Origin of the sequence: Pseudomonas pharyngis, from assembly GCF_021602345.1 — a bacterium.
In the GTDB taxonomy this organism is placed as follows: domain Bacteria; phylum Pseudomonadota; class Gammaproteobacteria; order Pseudomonadales; family Pseudomonadaceae; genus Aquipseudomonas; species Aquipseudomonas pharyngis.
On the sequence record NZ_BQID01000013.1, the window covers coordinates 38,538 to 58,061 of the forward strand.

General features: G+C 62.1%; 10 protein-coding genes. 6 read left to right on the forward strand and 4 right to left on the reverse strand.

Going from position 1 to position 19,524, the window contains the following annotated elements; all coding sequences use genetic code 11:
* Window positions 1-65: 65 nt before the first annotated feature.
* Window positions 66-6,476: a non-ribosomal peptide synthetase gene (locus L6D74_RS23295; RefSeq protein WP_236190592.1), complete on the reverse strand. Its 6,411-nt coding sequence runs from the start codon at window positions 6,474-6,476 to the stop codon at window positions 66-68.
* Between the two features lie 492 nt (window positions 6,477-6,968).
* Here L6D74_RS23295 and L6D74_RS23300 point away from each other — a divergent pair, with 492 nt between their 5' ends.
* The 4 genes from L6D74_RS23300 to L6D74_RS23315 all read left to right on the forward strand — a co-directional run bounded on the left by L6D74_RS23300 (window position 6,969) and on the right by L6D74_RS23315 (window position 10,473).
* Entirely contained in the window at window positions 6,969-7,763 is a 795-nt protein-coding gene (locus L6D74_RS23300) for a helix-turn-helix transcriptional regulator (protein ID WP_064595544.1), read from the forward strand.
* Window positions 7,764-7,825: 62 nt separating this feature from the next.
* A complete protein-coding gene (gene adeC, locus L6D74_RS23305; protein ID WP_236190593.1) occupies window positions 7,826-9,241 on the forward strand; it encodes an AdeC/AdeK/OprM family multidrug efflux complex outer membrane factor in 1,416 nt (471 codons plus the stop codon).
* Window positions 9,242-9,391: 150 nt separating this feature from the next.
* A complete protein-coding gene (locus L6D74_RS23310) occupies window positions 9,392-9,997 on the forward strand; it encodes an SCO family protein (RefSeq protein ID WP_039770777.1) in 606 nt (201 codons plus the stop codon).
* Window positions 9,997-10,473 (forward strand): copper chaperone PCu(A)C, encoded by a 477-nt coding sequence (locus L6D74_RS23315; protein ID WP_236190595.1) that lies wholly within the window; start codon window positions 9,997-9,999, stop codon window positions 10,471-10,473. Before L6D74_RS23310 ends, L6D74_RS23315 begins: the two co-directional genes overlap by 1 nt.
* Before the next feature lie 51 nt (window positions 10,474-10,524).
* Here the strand turns inward: L6D74_RS23315 and L6D74_RS23320 are convergent, their stop codons facing one another.
* Together L6D74_RS23320 and L6D74_RS23325 are read right to left on the reverse strand one after the other, a co-directional pair.
* Complete coding sequence (locus L6D74_RS23320; RefSeq protein ID WP_236182834.1) at window positions 10,525-10,941, reverse strand: organic hydroperoxide resistance protein; 417 nt, start codon at window positions 10,939-10,941, stop codon at window positions 10,525-10,527.
* Between the two features lie 158 nt (window positions 10,942-11,099).
* Window positions 11,100-12,113 (reverse strand): ABC transporter substrate-binding protein, encoded by a 1,014-nt coding sequence (locus tag L6D74_RS23325; RefSeq protein WP_236190597.1) that lies wholly within the window; start codon window positions 12,111-12,113, stop codon window positions 11,100-11,102.
* A gap of 438 nt (window positions 12,114-12,551) precedes the next feature.
* On the opposite strand from L6D74_RS23325, the gene L6D74_RS23330 reads away from it, so the two are divergent.
* Entirely contained in the window at window positions 12,552-14,762 is a 2,211-nt protein-coding gene (locus L6D74_RS23330) for an LTA synthase family protein (protein WP_236190599.1), read from the forward strand.
* A gap of 49 nt (window positions 14,763-14,811) precedes the next feature.
* Here L6D74_RS23330 and L6D74_RS23335 read toward each other — a convergent pair whose 3' ends face one another.
* The gene (locus tag L6D74_RS23335) at window positions 14,812-16,848 is read right to left on the reverse strand and encodes a TonB-dependent receptor (protein ID WP_236190601.1); all 2,037 of its coding nucleotides are present in this window, start codon (window positions 16,846-16,848) and stop codon (window positions 14,812-14,814) included.
* A gap of 325 nt (window positions 16,849-17,173) precedes the next feature.
* On the opposite strand from L6D74_RS23335, the gene katG reads away from it, so the two are divergent.
* Window positions 17,174-19,441: a catalase/peroxidase HPI gene (katG, locus tag L6D74_RS23340; RefSeq protein ID WP_236190603.1), complete on the forward strand. Its 2,268-nt coding sequence runs from the start codon at window positions 17,174-17,176 to the stop codon at window positions 19,439-19,441.
* Window positions 19,442-19,524: the final 83 nt, after the last annotated feature.

The window sequence follows — 19,524 nt, forward strand, 5'->3', positions numbered from 1 at the left end:
AAGACCCGTGACCGGCCAGTCATGGCGTCGATCCGCGGGAACCGCGAATCGACGCCGGTGTCGGCTCAGAGCCGGCGTTTGCGGTTGAGCGTCGGTATGGTGGTTGGTGGGACTTCCACCTGTTTTGCCTGTTCCGAGGTTTGCGCCGCCAGCGCGGCCAGAGTCGGCTGGCTGAACAGCGTTCGCGCATCGACGTGTAGCCCGGCCTGACGCATGCGCGCCACCAGGCTGACCGCCAGCAACGAATGCCCGCCGAGTTCAAAGAAGTGATCGTTGCGCCCGACCTGCTCCAGTTGCAGCACTTCGGCCCAGATCTGCGCCAGCCGGATTTCGACTTCGCCCTCGGGCGCCTCGTAGCGGCGACTGAGCACCGCCTCAGCCCCAGGTGCCGGCAAGGCTTTGCGGTCAACCTTGCCGTTCGGGGTCAGGGGCAATGCGTCGAGTTTTACGTAAGAACCCGGTGCCATGTACTCCGGCAAACGCTCGAGCACATGGGCGCGCAAGGTTTCGATGGGGGGTGCGTCGAAGCCTTCGCGCACGGTGAAATACGCCACCAGCCGCTCGTCCCGCACCAGCACTACCGCTTCACGCACGGCGGGATGCTCAATCAGCCGTGCTTCGATTTCCCCCGGTTCCAGACGCAGGCCGCGCAGCTTGATCTGGAAGTCGTTGCGACCGAGGAATTCGAGGTTGCCGTCCGCCCGGTAGCGCACCAGATCGCCGGTGCGATACAGGCGATCACCGGCCACGAACGGGCTGTCGATGAAGCGTTCGGCCTGCATCTCCGGCAACCCCAGATAACCCCGCGCGACCCCGACCCCGCCGATGTGCAGGTGGCCGCTGACACCGAATGGCACCGGTTGATCGTGGGCGTCCAGCACGTAGAGCCGGGTGTTGCAAATGGCCCTGCCAATCGGTAGCACGGAGTCGGGTACAGGCATGTACGGTTCCAGCGTCCATGCGGAGCTGTCGACCGTGGCTTCGGTTGGACCATAGACATTGTGCAAGCGCACCCATGGCAGTTTTTTGCGCACCGCTTGGGCCAGTGCAGCGGTGAGTTCGCCACCCCCACAAAACACATCAGTGAGAGTGGTGCACTGACTGACATCGTCCAACTCAAGAAACTGTTGTAACAGCGCCGGGACGAATTTGACCACGCTGATCTGCTGCTCGCCGATCGCTTGCGCCAGATAGGCCGGTTCACGATGGCCGCCGGGACGTGCCAGAACCAGTCGCATACCGACTGTCAGCGGCCAGAAAAACTCCCACACTGAGCCATCGAAACTGAACGGTGCTTTCTGCAACAACGCACCATGCGTCCTCGGGGGACTGATCTGCGACCCCCAATGCACCAGATTGCATAACCCCCGATGTTCGATCATCACGCCCTTCGGCGTGCCGGTGGAGCCCGAGGTGTAGATCATGTAGGCCAGGTTTGAAGCGCTCAAACCCGGTATTTGCAGGTTTTCAGTTGACGCGTCCTGCCAGGTGCAACGGGAGAAATCGATGACCGGCACACCCGGATCACCCAACAGATTGCGGGTGGCGTCATGCACCAGCACCGCCACCGGGGCGCTGTCCTGCAGCATGTAATGCAGGCGTTCCAGCGGATAGTCCGGGTCCAGTGGCACATACGCACCGCCCGCTTTGAGAATGCCGAGCAAGCCGATCACCAGATCCAGGCTGCGTTCGACACAGATCGCCACCCGCGAATCCGGTTGCACGCCTTGTTCGCGCAGATGATGCGCCAGACGGTTGGCCTGTTCGTTCAGCTGTCGATAGGTCAGCTGTTGATCCCCGGCCTGCAAGGCGATGGCGTCCGGCTTGCGTTGCACTTGTTGCTCGAACAACACCTGAAGCGGCTGATCGAGCGGACAATCGACTTCGCTGGCATTGAACTCGACCAGCAATTGCTCAAGCTCCGCCGTCGGCAGGATCGACAAGCGATTCAGCGGCTGTTGCGGAGTCTGCTCCAGGGCATCGACCAGTGCCTGCAACGCGGTTTGCACGTAGTCGCCGATACGCTGAGCACCGATGCTCATCAGGGTCCGCGTGGTGATCTGCAAGGCGCTGACCAAATCATCGACGCTCAGGGTCAGCGGGTAGTTGGTGCGTTCTTTGTTCTCCAGGGTCTGGATGCCTTGCCAGGCTGGGTCTGACGCCGATTCCTGCGCCTCAAGTTCGGTGTGCCGATAGTTGAGCAACGCACTGAACAGCGGCGCCGGTGACGCAACGCCGCTGCAACGCTGGGCCAGCGCCAGCGACGCATGTTCGTGCCCGAGCAAGTCGGTCAGTCGGGCGTGGGTGAGCAGCACCGCATCGCGCGCACCTCGATCCATATCTACCCGCAATGGCAAGGTGTTGATGAACACCCCCAGCGCCCGGTCCGCGCCCTCGCCGCCTTGCATCCGGCCCATAAAAACGCTGCCGAACACCACATGTTCCTGCCCCGACGTCGCCGCCAGCACCTGGGCCCAGGCCAGGTGCATCAGGCTGGCCACGCTGACGCCGGCCTGCCGCGCCTGAAGACGCAAGCGCCGATCCAGTTCCGGTGCAAGCGTGCGTACGGCTTCATCGATGCCGCGCCCGTCGCCCTGCACATCCTGCAAACCGAACGGCAAAGTCGGCTCGTCGATATCGGCGAGCATTTCGCGGAAGAACGCTTCGTGTTCCTGCTCGCTGACACCGAATCGGGTCTGGGCCACGTAGTTGCGATACGGCACCGCCGGCGGCAGCGGCTCACTCAGCCCTAACAGGTTGGCGCGCATTTCATGGCGCAAGACTTCCAGGGCGATGTGATCCAGCGCCAGGTGATGGAACAACAGAATCGCCACGATCCGCCCGTGGACCGGGTCGCGCGCATAGATCAGCCGGATCAGCGGCGCCTGACTGACATCGATGCGATACCGCCGGGCATCGAAGCGCTCATGCAGTTGCGCGAGGACATCGCCCTCGACCGGATCAAGATTGACTTCCTGTACCGGCAACTCGGCTTCGCGCCAGACCACCTGCACCGGAGTGGTCAAACCTTCCCAGACCACCGCAGTGCGCAGAATATCGTGGCGCGCCATGACCTGACGCAGCGCCGCCGCATAGGCCTCGACCCGCTCGACGCTGTCGAACGCCAGCTGCGACTGCAGCAGATACGGATCACCCTGGGCAGCAGTGATGTGGTGATAAAGGATGCCTTCCTGCAACGGCGCCAGCGGATAAATGTCCTGCACGTTGGCCGCCCCGCCCGGCACCGTGGCGATGATCCGGTCGAGGGTGGCCTGATCCAGTTCTACCAACGGCAACAGATCCGGGGTGATCTGCGTGCAACCTGGCGGAATACGGTTGGCCGGCACTTCGACCTCGCGACCAGTGCCCACCGATGCGGCCAGTGCCGCCAGCGTCGGCTGGCCGAACAGCACGCGCACATCGCTGCTCATGCCGAGCTGGCGCATGCGCTCGATCAGGTTGACCGCCAGCAACGAGTGCCCGCCCAGCTCGAAGAAGTGATCGTGACGCCCCACCCGCTCGACTTGCAGCACCTCGGCCCAGATCTGCGCCAGGAGAATTTCGACGTCGCCTTGCGGGGCTTCATATTCGCGGCGGATCAACGCCTCCGGCCCCGGCGCCGGTAACGCCTGGCGATCCAGTTTGCCGTTGGCCGTCAGCGGCAGCGCCGTCAAACGCACATAGGCCGATGGCAGCATCGCGCTGGGCAGACGGGTCTTGAGGTGAGCATGCAGCTGCGTGATGTCCAGCGGTTGGCGTTCGGTGAACCAGGCCAGCAATTGCCCGTCGCGCACCTGCACTACCGCATCGCGCACCGATTCATGGCTGCTCAACGCGGCTTCGATTTCACCGGGCTCGATGCGCACGCCACGGATTTTCACCTGATCGTCGTTGCGGCCCAGGTACTCGAGGGTGCCGTCCGGGCGCCAGCGTGCGAGGTCGCCGGTGCGGTACATCCGCGCGTTGGGCTGGCGGCTGAAAGGATCGTCGAGAAAGCGTTCGGCGGTCAGCTCCGGCCGGTTGAAGTAACCCCGCGCCACCCCGGCGCCTCCGACGTACAGCTCGCCGGCCACGCCAATCGGCACCGGGCGTTGTCGGTCATCCAGCAGATAGGCCGTGGCATTGCTCACGGGTTTGCCGATGTGCAGCGTCCGGCCCGGTTCGATTCGCACCGAGGTCGCGACCACTGTCGCTTCGGTCGGGCCATAGTTATTGATCACCGCGAACGTCTGCTGGCGATTGAACTGGCGCAGGCGATCGCCGCCGATCAGCAGTGTGCGCAGGGTCGGGTGTTCGAGGTGACGGCTGAAGGCGTACTCGGCAATCGGGGTCGGCAGGAAACTCACGTCCAGCGGTTGCGCACGCCACCAGTCGAGCAGCGCGTCGATGTCTTCGCCGCCATCACGGGACGGCGCCAGGTGCAGGGTCGCGCCGGCACACAGCGCCGGCCAGACTTCCCAGGCCATGGCGTCGAAGCCGAAGCCGGCGAGGCTTGACGTGTGGCAACCGGTGCTCAGGTCGAAGGCCGTGCAATGCCAGTCGACCAGGTTCGATAGCGTGTGATGCTCGACCATCACGCCCTTGGGCTGGCCGGTAGAACCGGAGGTGTAGATCACGTAGGCCAGATGTGCAGTGGTCAGACCCGAAACATCAGGGTTGAGATCGTTGATCGGCCAGCCGCGCGTGTCGATTTCAATCACCGGCACGTCGAGCACCGGCAAACGTTCGCGCAGATCGTGCTGGGTCAGGACCACGGCCGGAGCACTGTCGCGCAATAAATAGCCCAGCCGTTCCGCAGGATGAGCCGGATCGACCGGCACATAACCGGCGCCGGACTTGAGAATCGCCAGCAGCGCGACCAGCGTGTCCAGCCCTCGGCGCGCGACCAGCGCCACGCGGGCGTCGGGTCGTACGCCGAGCCCGATCAAATGATGGGCCAGGGCGTTGGCCTGTCGGTTCAGCTCGGCATAGGTCAGCCGCTGTCCCTGGAATTCGGCCGCTACCGCATCCGGGCGTGTCGCCACTTGCGCTTCGATGCGCTGGTGGATGGTCAGGTTTTGAGGGTATTGGGCGCGTGTGTCGTTCCACTGCTGCAAGAGCGCCGATTCGGCCGGCAGGCTCAGGCTGAAATCACCCACCATCAGCGCCGGGTCTTCAAGCCCCTGCTCCAGCACCCACAGCAAGCGCCCGCTCAGCGCCGCGATTTCATCGGCGTCAAAGTAGGCCTCGTTGTACACCATGTACAAACTGTCTTTGTCGTTGTTGAGGGTGCTGAGCAAATGCACTGCCAGCGGCGTGCCCTCCTCGTGATTCGAGACCTTGATGACTCGCGCCTGGGCTTCGCCGTAGCGGTACTCGTGAACATCCTGCTCGTAGGACACCGTCAGTTCGAACAGCTGGGAGCGATCCTCGCGCAGCAGACCCAACGCGCGATTCATTTCGCTCAGAGGGAAACGCTGATGGCGGAAATCGCGCTTCAGCTCATCGCGAATCGCCGTGATCAATTGACCAAACGACAGGTCACGACCAAAGCCCATCCGCACCGCGCTGACCTGAGTGAACAGCCCGAGCGTTGACTTGAACCGGGCGCTGGAACGATTGAGCAGCGGTACACCCACTACCCATTCGTCACGTTGGGCGGTTCGACTGAAATACACGTGCAAGGCCGCCAGCAACACATGGAACGCCGAACCGCCGCATTCGCGGGCCACGTGCTTCATGCGCTCGTGCAAACGCGCGGGAAAGGCCCGGGAAAATATCCAGGTCGGGGCCGCATTGCCGGCAAAGCGCTCTTGATAACGGGGCAGCAGTAACGGCTCGGGAAGGTCGCCGTACTTGTCCAGCCAGTACGCTCGGTCGTGGGCATAACGTGCGGATTGGTAATACCGCGCATCGTCGTGGATGAAGTCGACATAGGACGGCGCCGAACCCGGCGGCTGTTGCCCAAGCGCCAGCGCGTTATAGATCTCGTCCAGCGACTTGAGCATCTCGCCAAAACCCCAACCGTCAACGATCAAGTGATGGGCGAGGATCGAGAGCCAATGATGGTCGGCATCGATACGAATCAGCAGGAACCGGAACAACGGCCCGCCGTCCAGTGTGAACGGCTGCTCGATGCGTTCCTGAATCAGCCGGCGTGCCGCGGACTGTGGATCGGGTTGCGTGCAAACGTCATGGATCGGCATGGGAGCCGGCAAGGATCGCGCAAAGCGCTGGAGGGGCAACCCGTGTTGGCCGGCCCCCTGCAGCAGAATCGTGCGCATCGCGTCATGCCGGGCCACGAGACCTTCAAGCGCCGCCTGCATCAGGGCCGGATCCAGCGGCCCGGTCAGTTCGACATAGCCACCGATGTTGTACATCGGCGAATTTCCCTGACGCAATTGATCGAGCCAGATGTCGCGCTGGGCGGCAGTCAGCGGAAAGGCCTCGGAAATCGCGGACAGACCGTCCGCCGCGTCGGCAGCAAATTGGTTCATAAGATCCATCTCACGTGATTTGGCGCGTATTCAAGCATCGGCCCCGAAACCCGCGTGACACGTAAAACCCGGACAACACTCCCCACTTTGTACAGTTGTGCGAACCAACAGGGCCTGAGAAGTCAGCTAATCCCCTAAAAGTTCGGAAAGAAATGACTGAAAATCCTGTAGGACAATCGCCACACTCGACTACCCGCTAGCGCCCCGCAATGGCGCGGCACCGCGGTCCGAACCCCGGAATCCGGGGTTCGTACTAGATCGTACAGTCACAAACTACGAGTCCTTACACATTGATCTGACAGAAACGTGACGCCATTTTTTCGGAAATGGTGGCACTTTGTGTCCCTGTTTTCCCCTACAGACGTAGGACAAATGCATAGGCTTAAATCCCGTTCCAGATCGATTTTCAGGAGAAACAACTGGGTGGGCGTTTCACGGGTGCATGCACGGCAGACGATTCGGCAATGGCTCTAAATCAAGGATGACAAGGATATGAATCTGACCGGCAGTCTTCGCAACATGGAAAATCCGCACTTTTACTGGCAACTGGGTGAACTGATCGCCAGCACCGGCAACGAGCGTTTTGCCACCAACATGTTCCAGCTGGTCGACAACCTCGTTCCGGTCAATCGCGTCGATCTCAGTGAGTGGACCCTGGACGAACGGGAATCCAGCGTGGTCGAGATCAAGGCGTTGGGCAGCGCCGGTTTGCCGGACACCTTCCCGCCCCCGGCCCCGTTGCAGCACCCGGACGACCACCCGCTGCTGCAACAGATGATCGAGATGAACGACTCGCTACTGATTCAATTGAAAGCCTCGCTCCAGCATCGACACCCGCACCACAGCGTTCACCAATGCAATCTGGTATCGCGCACGTCCAACCGCCGCTGCGTCATCTCGTTCTACCGCCCCCACACGCATCGGGTGTTTTCCCTGCCGGAACTGTCGTTCCTCAAGCGCCTGTCCGACACCTTGTTGCCATTGATCGAGCGCCACGCGCACATCAGTCGCCAAATCACCGCCAGGCAACCCCGCGCGCCACAAGCCGATCAACCTCAGACACCATTGCAACAGGTGTTCGACGAACGCCTGGCGTTGGGCGACATCACCTTGTCGGTGCGAGAGAAAGAGGTCTGCCTGGGCCTGCTGACCGGCGGCACCGTGCCGCAGATGGCGGAAAAGTTGCGGGTCAAAAACAGCTCGATCGAGACCTACCTCAAACGTGCGGCCGCCAAGCTTGGGGTCAGCGGGCGACACGGTCTGGCGAAATGGATGGCCGGGGCCTGATCCGGCATTTTTCTCATTCCGGGCGCCCGGCGTCCGCCCTCATTCGTGAACGAGGCTGTTTGATGTTCAGGTTGCCGATTTCCCTGCTGTCCGCTGCGCTGCTGGGCGGTTGTTCGTTGATTCCCGATTACCAGCGACCGGCATCGCCGAGTGCCGCGCAGTATCCGCAAGGTCCCGCGTATGCCGCGCAATCCCCGGTCACGCCCCGCGCCGAGGACTGGCGCGCACTGTTCAATGACCCGGCGTTGCAGCAACTGATTGAAAGCGCGCTGGTCAACAACCGTGATCTGCGGGTGGCCGCGCTGAACGTCGAGGCGTTCCAGGCGCAGTACCGCATCCAGCGCGCCGATCTACTGCCGGCGGTCTCGGCCAATGCCAACCAACTGCGTCAGCGGGTGCCGTCCAGCGTGACCCGAACCCAAGCGGCGATCACCTCGACCTACTCGGTGAATCTGGGCATCAGCGCCTATGAACTGGACTTCTTCGGCCGGGTGCGCAGCCTCAGCGAGCAGGCGCTGCTGACCTGGCTGTCCACCGAAGAGGCCCGGCGCAGTGCGCAATTGAGTCTGGTGGCCAATGTCGCCAACGCCTACCTGACCTGGCGCGCCGATCAGGAGTTGCTGGCGCTGGCCCGGGAAACGCTGGCCGCCGACGAGCGCAGCCTGCACCTGACCACCCGCAACCGCGAGGCCGGTAAGTCCTCGGCGCTGGATCAGATTCAGGCGCAGACCAGTGTCGACAGCACTCGCGCAAGCCTGGCCCGTTATCAGCGTCAGGTCGCCCAAGACTTGAACAGTCTGACGCTGCTGGTAGGCGCGCCGGTGCCCGAGCACCTGCCGGCGCGTCCGCTGGACAGTGATCTGGTGGCAACCGTGCCGGCCGGGTTGCCGTCCGATCTGCTGCAACGTCGGCCGGACATTCTCCAGGCCGAATACAAGCTGCGCGCTGCCAATGCCAACATCGGCGCGGCGCGGGCGGCGTTTTTCCCGAGTGTCAGCCTGACCGCCAATGCCGGGACGTCCAGCCGCGACCTGTCCGGGCTGTTCAAGGGCGGCTCCGGGGCCTGGACGTTCCAGCCGCAGATCAACCTGCCGATCTTCAACGCCGGCAGTCTGCGCGCCAGCCTGGACTACGCGAAGCTGCAAAAAGACATCAGCGTCGCCGAGTACGAAAAGACCATTCAGACGGCATTTCAGGAAGTGTCCGACGGCCTCGCGGCGCGCCAGACCTACGAACAACAGCTCCAGGCCCAGCGCGATCTGGTGCAGGCGACCCAGGATTATTACGACATGGCGCAGCATCGCTATCGCAGCGGCGTCGACAGCAGCCTGACGTTCCTCGATGCTCAGCGTTCGTTGTTCAGTTCTCAGCAAGGGCTGATTACCGACCGGTTGGCGCAACTGGTGGCGCAAGTGAATCTGTACACCGCGCTGGGCGGCGGCTGGAGCCCGGTCGAGTCGCCACCGCCAGCACCTTGAGTCATGTTTTCTTACACCTTTTGTCGCCAGATCCCACATTGCCCGGCGATCGAAAACCGGCGCAGCGGATCATTTTGGTATCATGCGCCGCTTTTACGGTTAACCCCCCGCCTGTCCTGCCGACCGGCGGGCTCCAAAGGGCGGTATGAAATGACGGCTTTGTTGACTCGCCGCAAGGTGCTTGCGGGAATGGGCGTACTCGGTCTCGGCCTGCTCGCCGGCTGCGACACCCGCGGCGAACTGTCGTACAAGTACGGCAAGGATCTGAGCGACAAGATCCTCGGACGCACCTTCAAGCTCAAGGACACCGAAGGCAACACCGTGACGCTGTCGAGCTTTCGCGGCCTGATGCCGATGATCTTCTTCGGCTTCACCCAGTGCCCGGCGATCTGCCCGACGACGCTGGCCCGCGCCGCGAAAATCAAGAAGCTGATGGGCAAGGACGGCGACATCCTGCAAGTGGTGTTCATCACCCTCGACCCGGAGCGCGACACCCCGGAAATCCTCGACGCCTACGTCAAGACCTTCGATCCAAGCTTCGTCGCGCTGTACGGCACCCTCGAAGAAACCAAGGCCACCGCCAAGGAATTCGACGTGTTCTACGAAAAAGTCCCGGCCGGCGACACCTATACCCTTTCCCACACCGCCACCAGCTATGTCTACGACACCCGGGGCACGTTGCGCGTGGGTCTGTCTCAATCGCTTTCTGCACAAGAGTGCACGGAAGATTTGCTTACCGTCATGGAGGTCTGCTGATGAACCCCTTTCTGAACCACATCAAACGTGCCGCACTGGGCCTGTCCCTGCTGGGCCTGGCGTTCCAGGTATCGGCGCAGACCAAGGTCGACGACGCGTGGGTGCGCGCGACCGTGCCGAACCAGTCGGCCAGCGGCGCGTTCATGACCGTCACCGCCGACAGCGACAGCAAGCTGCTCAGCGTTGCTTCGCCGGCGGCCAAGGACGTGCAGATTCATGAGATGAGCATGAAGAACGACGTGATGAGCATGGGCCCGGTGAAATCGGTCGACCTGCCGGCGGGCAAAACCGTCAACTTCGATCCGAATGGCTACCACGTAATGCTGATGGGCCTGACAGCTCAACTGAAGGAAGGCGACAGCGTGCCGCTGACCCTGACTATCGAAAACGCCAAGGGCGAAAAGGAAACCGTGGAAGTGAAAGCGCCGGTCAAGGCGCTGACCATGGAAGGCCACGATCACAGCAAGATGCATTGATCGAATGATTGAGCCGGCCTGCCCGCGCAATGCGGGCAGGCCGGTGCTGTTTCAAACCAGCTTCACCTCGGCCTGGATGTTATTGCGCGTCGCCTTCGAGTAGGGGCACACCTGATGCGCCGCTTCCACCAGTTTCTGCGCCGCTGCGCGCTCCATCCCCGGCAGACTCACATTGAGTCGGGCCTGTAACAGATACCCGCCCGCATTGGTGCCAAGGTCGACTTCGGCATCTACCGCCACGTCGGCGGGCAGACTGATCTTCTCTTGCGCCGCCACCGCTTTCATCGCACCGATGAAACACGCCGACCAGCCTGCCGCGAACAATTGTTCCGGATTGGTCCCGCCGCCACTGGAGCCGGGCGACGACAGCTTTACGTCGAGGATCCCGTCGGAACTGCGCGAGGCGCCGTCACGTCCGCCGGTGGTGTGGGTTTTCGCGGTGTAGAGGACTTTTTCGATCTGACTCATGGCGATCTCCTGAATGGAAAACAGCAGACTGTTCACTCGGCGCCTCCCGTCGCAGCCTTGAGGTGCGCCACCCGTTTCACACAGCCCTCTCACTATAGACGCGAGTTTGCCGCTTACCCGACCGGCGGACGTGCGGGTTGTTCAGAAATGACGGCCGTTCAACTCCCCGCCCCGCCATGCGCCTCTTCAAAGAAATAATCCTTCCAGCTGTCCGCCTTGTTTTTCAGCACGCCCAGCTCCTGCAATTTCTCTGCATAGATAAAGGTGCGCTGCGGCACCACGGTGAAATCGATTTCCGGATCGGTGACGATTTTCTCGACCAGTGCCAGCGGCAGCTTTGACTGTTCCACCCGAATGTAGGCCTGAGCCGCCGCAGGTTTGTCGGCCTTGATGATCTTCTCGGCCTCGGCCAGGGCGTCGTAGAACGCCTTGTAGGTTTTCGGGTTTTCGTCGTGGAATTTTTCCGTTGTGTAGAGCACGTTGAACGTGGCCTGGCCGCCGAGCACGTCGTAGGAACTCAGCACTTTATGCACGTTGGGATTCTGCAACGCCTGGTACTGGAACGGTGGGCTGGAGAAATGCGCGTTGATTTCCGAGCCGCCAGCGATCAGTGCAGCCGTCGCATCAGGGTGCGGCAGGCTGACGGAGATGTCGTCGAATTTCTTGTATTGGTCATTGCCGAATTCCTTGGCCGTTTCGATCTGCAGCGTGCGCGACTGGAAGCCCACACCCGCTGCCGGCACGGCGATGCGATCCTTGTCGCTGAAGTCCTTGAGGGTTTTGACGTTCGGGTTATTGGTCAGCAGGTAGTTGGGCATCGAGCCCAGTGAAGCGATGGCCTTGACGTTCTGCTTGCCCTTGGTGCGATCCCACACGGTAAGCATCGGCGGCACGCCCGCCGAGACCACGTCCAGCGATCCGGTGAGCAGCGCTTCATTCATGGCGGTGGCGCCGGAAATACTGTTCCAGTCGACCTTGATGTCCAGGCCCTGGGCCTTGCCATGCTTCTCGATCAAGTGCTGATCGCGTACCACATCCAGAATCAGATAACCGATGCCGAATTGCTGGGCGATGCTGATCTTGCCTTCGGCTTGTGCAGTGTTACCGAGCAATGCGCCGGCCAGCGAGGCCGCCAGCAGCGTCAGTGCAGAACGTTTTAACGGTAGGGCCATGACAACCTCGCAGTGATTTACAGGGAAATCTGTGAGGCCGGACTCTATCGCTATAAAAAACGAAATTTAAATACCGTTATCGCATATTGATATCACCTGAACGTCAGACTTGCAGAAACGCTCGCAAGTCCGCGCCCTAGCCATCGACACCGCTGCAGCCAGCTGCTCGGCGACATCTTTACGCTGACCGCTTCGGAAAGCCAATGTCACACGCAGGTGAATGCCGCTTAAACAGCCTGAAACAATAAAACCGCCGCCGCACTCAGGCCGGAAAACCGCCAGGACGGTCGCCGATCAAGGCCCCGGCTCATCCGGGTGGCTAACAGCACCCTCCGGGGAGCAGATCACCCAGCCGTTTAAAAAGGCGATCAGACAGCCGACGCTTGGTATCATCGCCCACACTTTTATGACGGTTTAATGGCTGGAAGGTCTTTTTTTGTGAGCGCTCTTTTTCAACGGCTGCGGTGCCTGGATGCCCGCCTTCTCTCTCTGGTTTTTCTGGTACTGATAGTGCCGGTGTGCCTGCGGGCGGCACTCGGCTGGTCGAGCCTGTTCGGTTACCTGTCGGACCTGGCCATCGGCAGTCTGCTGGTGGTGGTGTTGCACCGCCGTCCCTGGTGGCTGGCGCTGCCGGTATTGCTGTTCTGGGGATTGCTGGCGGTGGCGACCGCGGAACTGGTCAGCGCGGTAGGTCGCCTGCCGACCGTAGCGGATCTGCATTATCTGATCGACCCGCAGTTCGTGGAAAACTCCACCGGCGGCGGCTTCGCCCATCCCGGCGTGGCGGTTGCGCTGCTGGTGGCCCTGGCCGTGTGGCTGCTCAGTCATTGGACTCGACGTGCGACACCGGTTCGCGCTCTGCCCCGTGCAACCTGGGCGACGCCGGTGCTGCTGTTCTCCGCGTATTGGGGCGCGCAGCACTTAAACCCGAGCGATGCCGATCCGTGGCGCCTGTACAACCTGCCGCACCAACTGCTGGCCGCGCAGGTCGCCGACGTGCAGATGCAGGCCGAAGAATGGCTGGAGGGTGACACCCAAGTCGCGCCCCCACCGATGGCCGGTCTCACCGATGTCGATCTGAACGGTCACCCGTTGCTGGCGGCCAAGGGCCAGGCGCGCAATGTGCTGATCGTCGCCCTCGAAGGCATTCCCGGCGCTTACATCGGCGCCAATCGCCAGGCCATCGGCAGCCATTATCAGGAAGACCTGATGCCCAACCTCAGCCGCTGGGCCGAGCGCGGCATGAACACCCCGGATTACGTGCTGCACACCCACCAGACCATTCGCGGCCTGTACGCCATGCTCTGCGGCGATTACGACAAACTCGACAACGGCACGCCCAAAGGCGTGGAAATGCTGACCCAGCACGAACGCAATCAGGCGTGCCTGCCGGCCCAGTTGCGTCAGCACGGTTTTGCCACTCACTACCTGCAAGGCGCAGGGCTGCGGTTCATGGCCAAAGACAAGATCATGCCGCACATCGGGTTCGATGCGACCCATGGCCTGGAATGGTTCACCAACGCCAACTACCTGGAATTCCCGTGGGGCAAGGATGACAAGGCGTTTTTCGAAGGCGCACTGAAATACGTCGGCGAACTGAAGAAGCAGAAACAGCCGTGGATGCTGACGCTGCTGACCGTCGGCACCCACCAGCCCTACTCCGCGCCGGAGGATTACCTGCAACGCTACGACACGCCGAAGCAGGCCGCCGTCGGTTATCTGGACGATGCACTGGAACAGTTTCTCAGCGGCCTCGAACGCCAGGGCGTGCTGAAAGACACGCTGGTGGTGATCACCTCGGACGAATCCCACGGCATCGACGGCGTACGCCTCGCGTCGTCCTGGGGCTTCAACCTGACCCTCGCGCCGGAACAGGCGCAACTGCCGCGCCTGAACGCCGGGGTCTATGGTCACGTCGATCTGAGCGCGTCGATTCTGGATTACTTCGACTTTCCGGTGCCCTCCGCCCTCAGCGGTCGCTCGTTGTTTCGCGATTACGATTCGGGCCGCGAAATCATGTCGTTCACCAACGGCAAGCTGCGTTACCACGACGGTCGCGGCCTCCTGACCGAATGCGACATGCCGCGCCGTTGCCGCAATTACGCAAGCCAAGGTTTCATCGCCGAAAGCGCCACGTTCAAGGGCAACGCCAGCAGCCAGAATGCCCGGGATATCGCCGCCCGCGCCTCGGCCCTGGATCTGTCGCTGCTGCGCACCCCGCTCAACCAGCGTTATCAGTTCGGCAGCGCCAACGTCATCCCGCTGCAAGCGCAGATCAAGGACGACTGGGCCGACAACCTGATCGGCGCGCAGTATCTGGAAATGCCCAAGGGCTCCCATACCCGCGTGCGCCTGACCGTACGTTCGGTCGATCCGCAGCAGGCAGCGTACATTCAGCTCAAGGCCAAGGAGTTCGAACAGGACGTGCAACTGGGCCTGCCGACCGAGATGGTCGCCACGGCGGATCAGCCGCTGGAGATGGATTTCAGTTTCGACAACCCGCAACCGCGCAAGGCGTTCTCGTTCCACTTGTTGGGGTATGGGCTGGGCGCCGTGGAAGTCAGTGATTTCAGCGTGATCACCGAACTGCCGGGGCAACAGGATCTGCTGGACGAGATCCCGGAGGAAGACACCGCTCAATCGAGTTGAGGTCGACGCCAGCGTCGCAACGACGCTGGCGCCTGTCCGGTGTGACCGATCAGAACGTGGTGCGCAGCCCTACCTGAACGCTGCGCCCTTCTGCCGGCGCAATATCCCGCAGGATTGAGCTGGCGTAACGCACGGTCTGGTTGGTCAGGTTCTCGGCATTGACGAAGGCCAGCCACTTGCTCTGACCAACATCGAAGTGATAACCCACATTGGCCCCCAGCGTGGTGTAGCCGTCGGTGCTGCTTTCGTTGTCCGGCACCCGGTGCTGGGAACTGGCGTGTTCCACATCGATCCGCGCCTGCCAGCGATCCAGCTCCCACAACAACCCAGTGTTTAACCGCAGCGGCGCGATGCGCGGCAGGTCCTGGCCGTTGTCGAGGTTCTTGGCGCGGGTGTAGTCGCCCGACAGCTCCAGCGCAAACTTGCCGTAGGCGTTTTCGCCAAGGGTCCAGCGATCCTGCGCTTCGATACCGCTGAAGCGCGCCCGTACGCCGGAGTAGGTGTATTCAGGAATGCCGTCGGCGTCTTCCTCGCCTTCGTCGTTGAGCGTGCGCCCCGTCCCGAGCAGACCAATGTAGTTGGAGAAATGGCTATAGAACACGCCGACGCTGCCCTTGTGCGTACCGTTGTCGAAACGCAGGGCCAGGTCGCTGGAGACGGCTTTTTCTTTCGACAGTCCCGCGTCCCCGACTTCATAAGTGCCGGTGGCGACGTGGGCGCCGTTGGCGTAAAGCTCATAGAACGTCGGCGCGCGCTCGGTGTAGCCCAGCGTGGCGGCGACCGACCAGATCGGCGTCAGCGTGTACACCGCACCGGATGACAGGCTGCCGGCGGTGAAGCTGCTGGAGCGATCGGCATTGGCGAAACGCTCGTTGCCTTTGGCGTCCGGATCGACCGTGGTGTGCTCAAGGCGTCCGCCGAGGGTGAACAGCAGACGATCCGTGGCTTGCAGCTCTTCAAGAATGAACAGTGCACCGGCATCGGTATCGGTGTGCGGCACGAAGGCTTCTTCGCCCAGCGCCGAGAACTCGTTGCGACTGACTTGCGCGCCAATCACCCCATTGAACGGCCCCAGCGGCTGATGCCGGGCCTCGACCCGCGCCTCGTAGCCCTTGTTCTTGAACGTGGTGCCGACTTCGCCGCCCTCGATTTCCCGGTGCTGGTAATCGGTGTAGCCAGCGTCGAGTTTCACCGAGCTGAACGGGCCGTCGAGGTTGCGGATTTCCGAGGCGAACGCGTAGTGCTCCTGCTCCATGCGGATGCGCACATCGTCTTCGGCCGGCGAGCCGTAGTTCGAATCGTAATTGCTGTACGACAGCCCCGCGTAACCGTCATCCCAGGTGTAGGAACCGCCCACCGCACCACCGTCCTGACGACCGTCGCTGTTGGCCAGCCGATGCTTTTTCGAATCGCCATCGTCATTCGCCCGTTCACGGCCGGTTCTGGCGTAGCCGGGGATTTTCAGGTCATTGAACTCGCGGGCGCTGGCGTCCAGGTGCAAGGCGAACTGGCCGTTACCGGCTTCGAGCTTGCCGGCGCTGCTGCGGGTGGTGTCGGCGCCGCCGTAGCGCAACTCGCCGGCACCGTGGATGCCGTCGATGGCTTCGGTCGGGATGCGATTGTCGAAGGTGTTGACCACCCCGCCGATGGCGCTGCCGCCATACAGCAAGGCTGCGGGGCCGCGGACGATTTCGATGCGTTCGACGTTGACCGGATCCAGCGGCACTGCGTGATCGTAGGACAGCGACGAGGCGTCCAGCGCGCCGACGCCGTTGCGCAGGATGCGAATGCGATCGCCGTCTTGCCCGCGAATGATCGGCCGACTGGCACCCGGGCCGAAGTAGGACGACGACACGCCCGGCTGCTTGTTCAGGGTTTCGCCGAGGCTGCCCTTTTGTTGCAGCGTCAGGCTGTCACCGCTCAACACGGTCGAGGGCGAGGCCAGGGTCTGACTGCCCAGCGGATTGCCGGTGATGACTTGCGGTTGCAGTTCCAGCGGGTCGGCGGCAAATGCGGGCGAAGCGATCAGCAGCGCCGAGGCCATGAGCGTCAGGCGGGGTTGGAAGGTGTGGAAGCGGGAAGGCATTTCAGGAATCCGTCAGGCAGAAAAGTAAGGATCGATGCCAGCGCTACACAGGGTGTATTACCGACGCCAATCAGATGAAATCATTTTTATGTTATACAATAACATTTCCAATGACCATCCCGTTTCACCCAGACACATGCAAACCAGCGCTCAAGCACGGGCATTTCAGCGCCCTGCCCTGCAGGTTCCCTGCACTTCGCATAAGAGACTGCGCCTATCAGGCACCAATAGTCGGCCTATTAGCTGACTTGCCAAGTCGGGTCTAGCCTTACTAGTCCGAAGTCGGCACGAGCCGGCCGCAGAAGACCTGATAAGGATCCCGAACATGGCAAATGAATCGAAATGCCCGTTCAATCACGCCGCCGGCGGTGGCACGACGAACCGCGATTGGTGGCCGAATCAACTGAACCTGAAAATCCTGAGTCAGCACTCGCCCGCATCCGATCCGATGGGCAAGGACTTCGACTATGCCAAGGCTTTCAAGAGCCTGGATTTCCAGGCCCTCAAACGCGATCTGACGGCGCTGATGACCGACTCCCAGGATTGGTGGCCAGCGGACTTCGGCCACTACGGCCCGCTCTTCATCCGCATGGCCTGGCACAGCGCCGGCACCTATCGCACCGCTGACGGCCGTGGCGGCGCCGGCTCCGGCCAGCAACGCTTCGCCCCGCTCAACAGCTGGCCGGACAACGTCAGCCTCGACAAGGCCCGACGGCTGCTGTGGCCGATCAAGCAGAAATATGGCCGCAACATTTCCTGGGCCGACCTGATCGTGCTCACCGGCAACGTCGCGCTGGAATCGATGGGCTTCAAGACCTTCGGTTTCTCCGGCGGCCGCGCGGATGTCTGGGAACCGGACGAAGACGTGTACTGGGGCTCGGAAAACAAATGGCTGGGCGGCGATAACCGCTACGGCAAGGATCCGGAATCCATGCAGCCGCCGGGCGAAGGCACGCTGGTGGCCGAACCCGCCGAGCACGGCAATGAAGAGAGCCGCACCAATCAGGGCGAACGCAACCTCGAGAACCCGCTGGCCGCGGTGCAGATGGGCCTGATCTACGTGAACCCGGAAGGCCCCGAAGGCAATCCCGACCCGGTGGCCTCGGCCAAGGACATCCGCGAAACCTTCGGCCGCATGGCCATGAACGACGAGGAAACCGTCGCCCTGATCGCCGGTGGTCACGCCTTCGGCAAGACCCACGGCGCAGGCCCCGCCGACAACGTCGGACCGGAACCGGAAGCCGCCGGCCTCGAAGAACAAGGCCTGGGCTGGAAGAACAGCTTCGGCACCGGCAAGGGCGCCGACACCATTACCAGCGGCCTGGAAGTGACCTGGACCACCACCCCGACCAAGTGGAGCAACAACTACCTGGAAAACCTGTTCGGCTTCGAGTGGGAACTGACCAAGAGCCCCGCCGGCGCCCATCAGTGGAAACCGAAAAACGGCGCCGGCGCCGGCACCATCCCCCACGCCCACGACCCGAACAAACGCATCGACCCGACCATGCTCACCTCCGACCTGGCCCTGCGTTTCGACCCGGCCTACGAGAAGATTTCGCGGCGCTTCCTGGCCAATCCCGATCAACTGGCCGATGCCTTCGCCCGCGCCTGGTACAAGCTGATTCACCGTGACATGGGCCCGCTGTCGCGCTACCTCGGCCCGGAATTGCCCCAGGAAGAACTGCTGTGGCAAGACCCGATTCCCGAGGCTAGGCATCCACTGGTGGACGACAGCGATATCAGGGCGCTGAAAGGCAAAATACTGGCGTCGGGGCTGTCCATTTCGGAACTGGTTTCCACCGCTTGGGCGGCCGCATCGACCTTCCGGGGTTCGGACAAACGCGGCGGCGCCAATGGCGGACGTCTGCGTCTGGCACCGCAAAAGTTCTGGCAGGCCAACCAGCCGGAGCAACTGGACAAGGTGCTGAAAGTCCTTGAAGGCATTCAGAACGAGTTCAACGCCGGGGCGTCGGGCAAGCAAGTCTCGCTGGCGGACCTGATCGTGCTGGCCGGTAACGCCGGTGTCGAGCAAGCGGCGCAAAACGCCGGGCATACGGTGACCGTGCCGTTCAATCCGGGGCGCACCGATGCGACTCAGGAGCAAACCGACGTTGAGTCGTTCGGTTTCCTCGAACCGCACACCGACGGCTTCCGCAACTACGCCGCCAACACCTACCGCGTGCCGGCTGAAGCGCTGCTGATCGACAAGGCGCAACTGCTGACCCTTTCCGCCCCGGAAATGACCGTACTGATCGGCGGCCTGCGCGTGCTGGACACCAACGTCGGCAAAACCAGACACGGGGTATTCACCGACAAACCCGGTTCACTGACCAACGACTTCTTCCGCAACCTGCTGGACATGGGCGTGGAATGGAAACCGACGTCGAAAACCGAGTTCGAAGGCCGCGACCGTAAAACCGGCAGCGTGAAATGGACGGCGACCCGGGTCGATCTGGTATTCGGTTCCAACGCGATACTGCGGGCGCTGGCCGAGGTGTATGCCAGCTCCGATGCGAAGGAAAAGTTCGTCAACGACTTCGTTGCTGCATGGGCGAAGGTGATGGATCTGGATCGGTTTGATTTGCGGCAATAAGGGCTTTTTCATCTGGCCACAAAAAACGCCGCTCATTGAGCGGCGTTTTTTATAGCCGGTTCTGCGGAAGTAATGCGGTGTAG

What these genes read in the sequence shown, in the direction of transcription:
- L6D74_RS23295 (WP_236190592.1), bottom strand. Translation starts at nt 6,476, where the DNA reads ATGAACCAATTTGCTGCCGACGCGGCGGACGGTCTGTCCGCGATTTCC.
- L6D74_RS23300 (WP_064595544.1), top strand. Translation starts at nt 6,969, where the DNA reads ATGAATCTGACCGGCAGTCTTCGCAACATGGAAAATCCGCACTTTTAC.
- adeC (WP_236190593.1), top strand. Translation starts at nt 7,826, where the DNA reads ATGTTCAGGTTGCCGATTTCCCTGCTGTCCGCTGCGCTGCTGGGCGGT.
- L6D74_RS23310 (WP_039770777.1), top strand. Translation starts at nt 9,392, where the DNA reads ATGACGGCTTTGTTGACTCGCCGCAAGGTGCTTGCGGGAATGGGCGTA.
- L6D74_RS23315 (WP_236190595.1), top strand. Translation starts at nt 9,997, where the DNA reads ATGAACCCCTTTCTGAACCACATCAAACGTGCCGCACTGGGCCTGTCC.
- L6D74_RS23320 (WP_236182834.1), bottom strand. Translation starts at nt 10,941, where the DNA reads ATGAGTCAGATCGAAAAAGTCCTCTACACCGCGAAAACCCACACCACC.
- L6D74_RS23325 (WP_236190597.1), bottom strand. Translation starts at nt 12,113, where the DNA reads ATGGCCCTACCGTTAAAACGTTCTGCACTGACGCTGCTGGCGGCCTCG.
- L6D74_RS23335 (WP_236190601.1), bottom strand. Translation starts at nt 16,848, where the DNA reads ATGCCTTCCCGCTTCCACACCTTCCAACCCCGCCTGACGCTCATGGCC.
- katG (WP_236190603.1), top strand. Translation starts at nt 17,174, where the DNA reads ATGGCAAATGAATCGAAATGCCCGTTCAATCACGCCGCCGGCGGTGGC.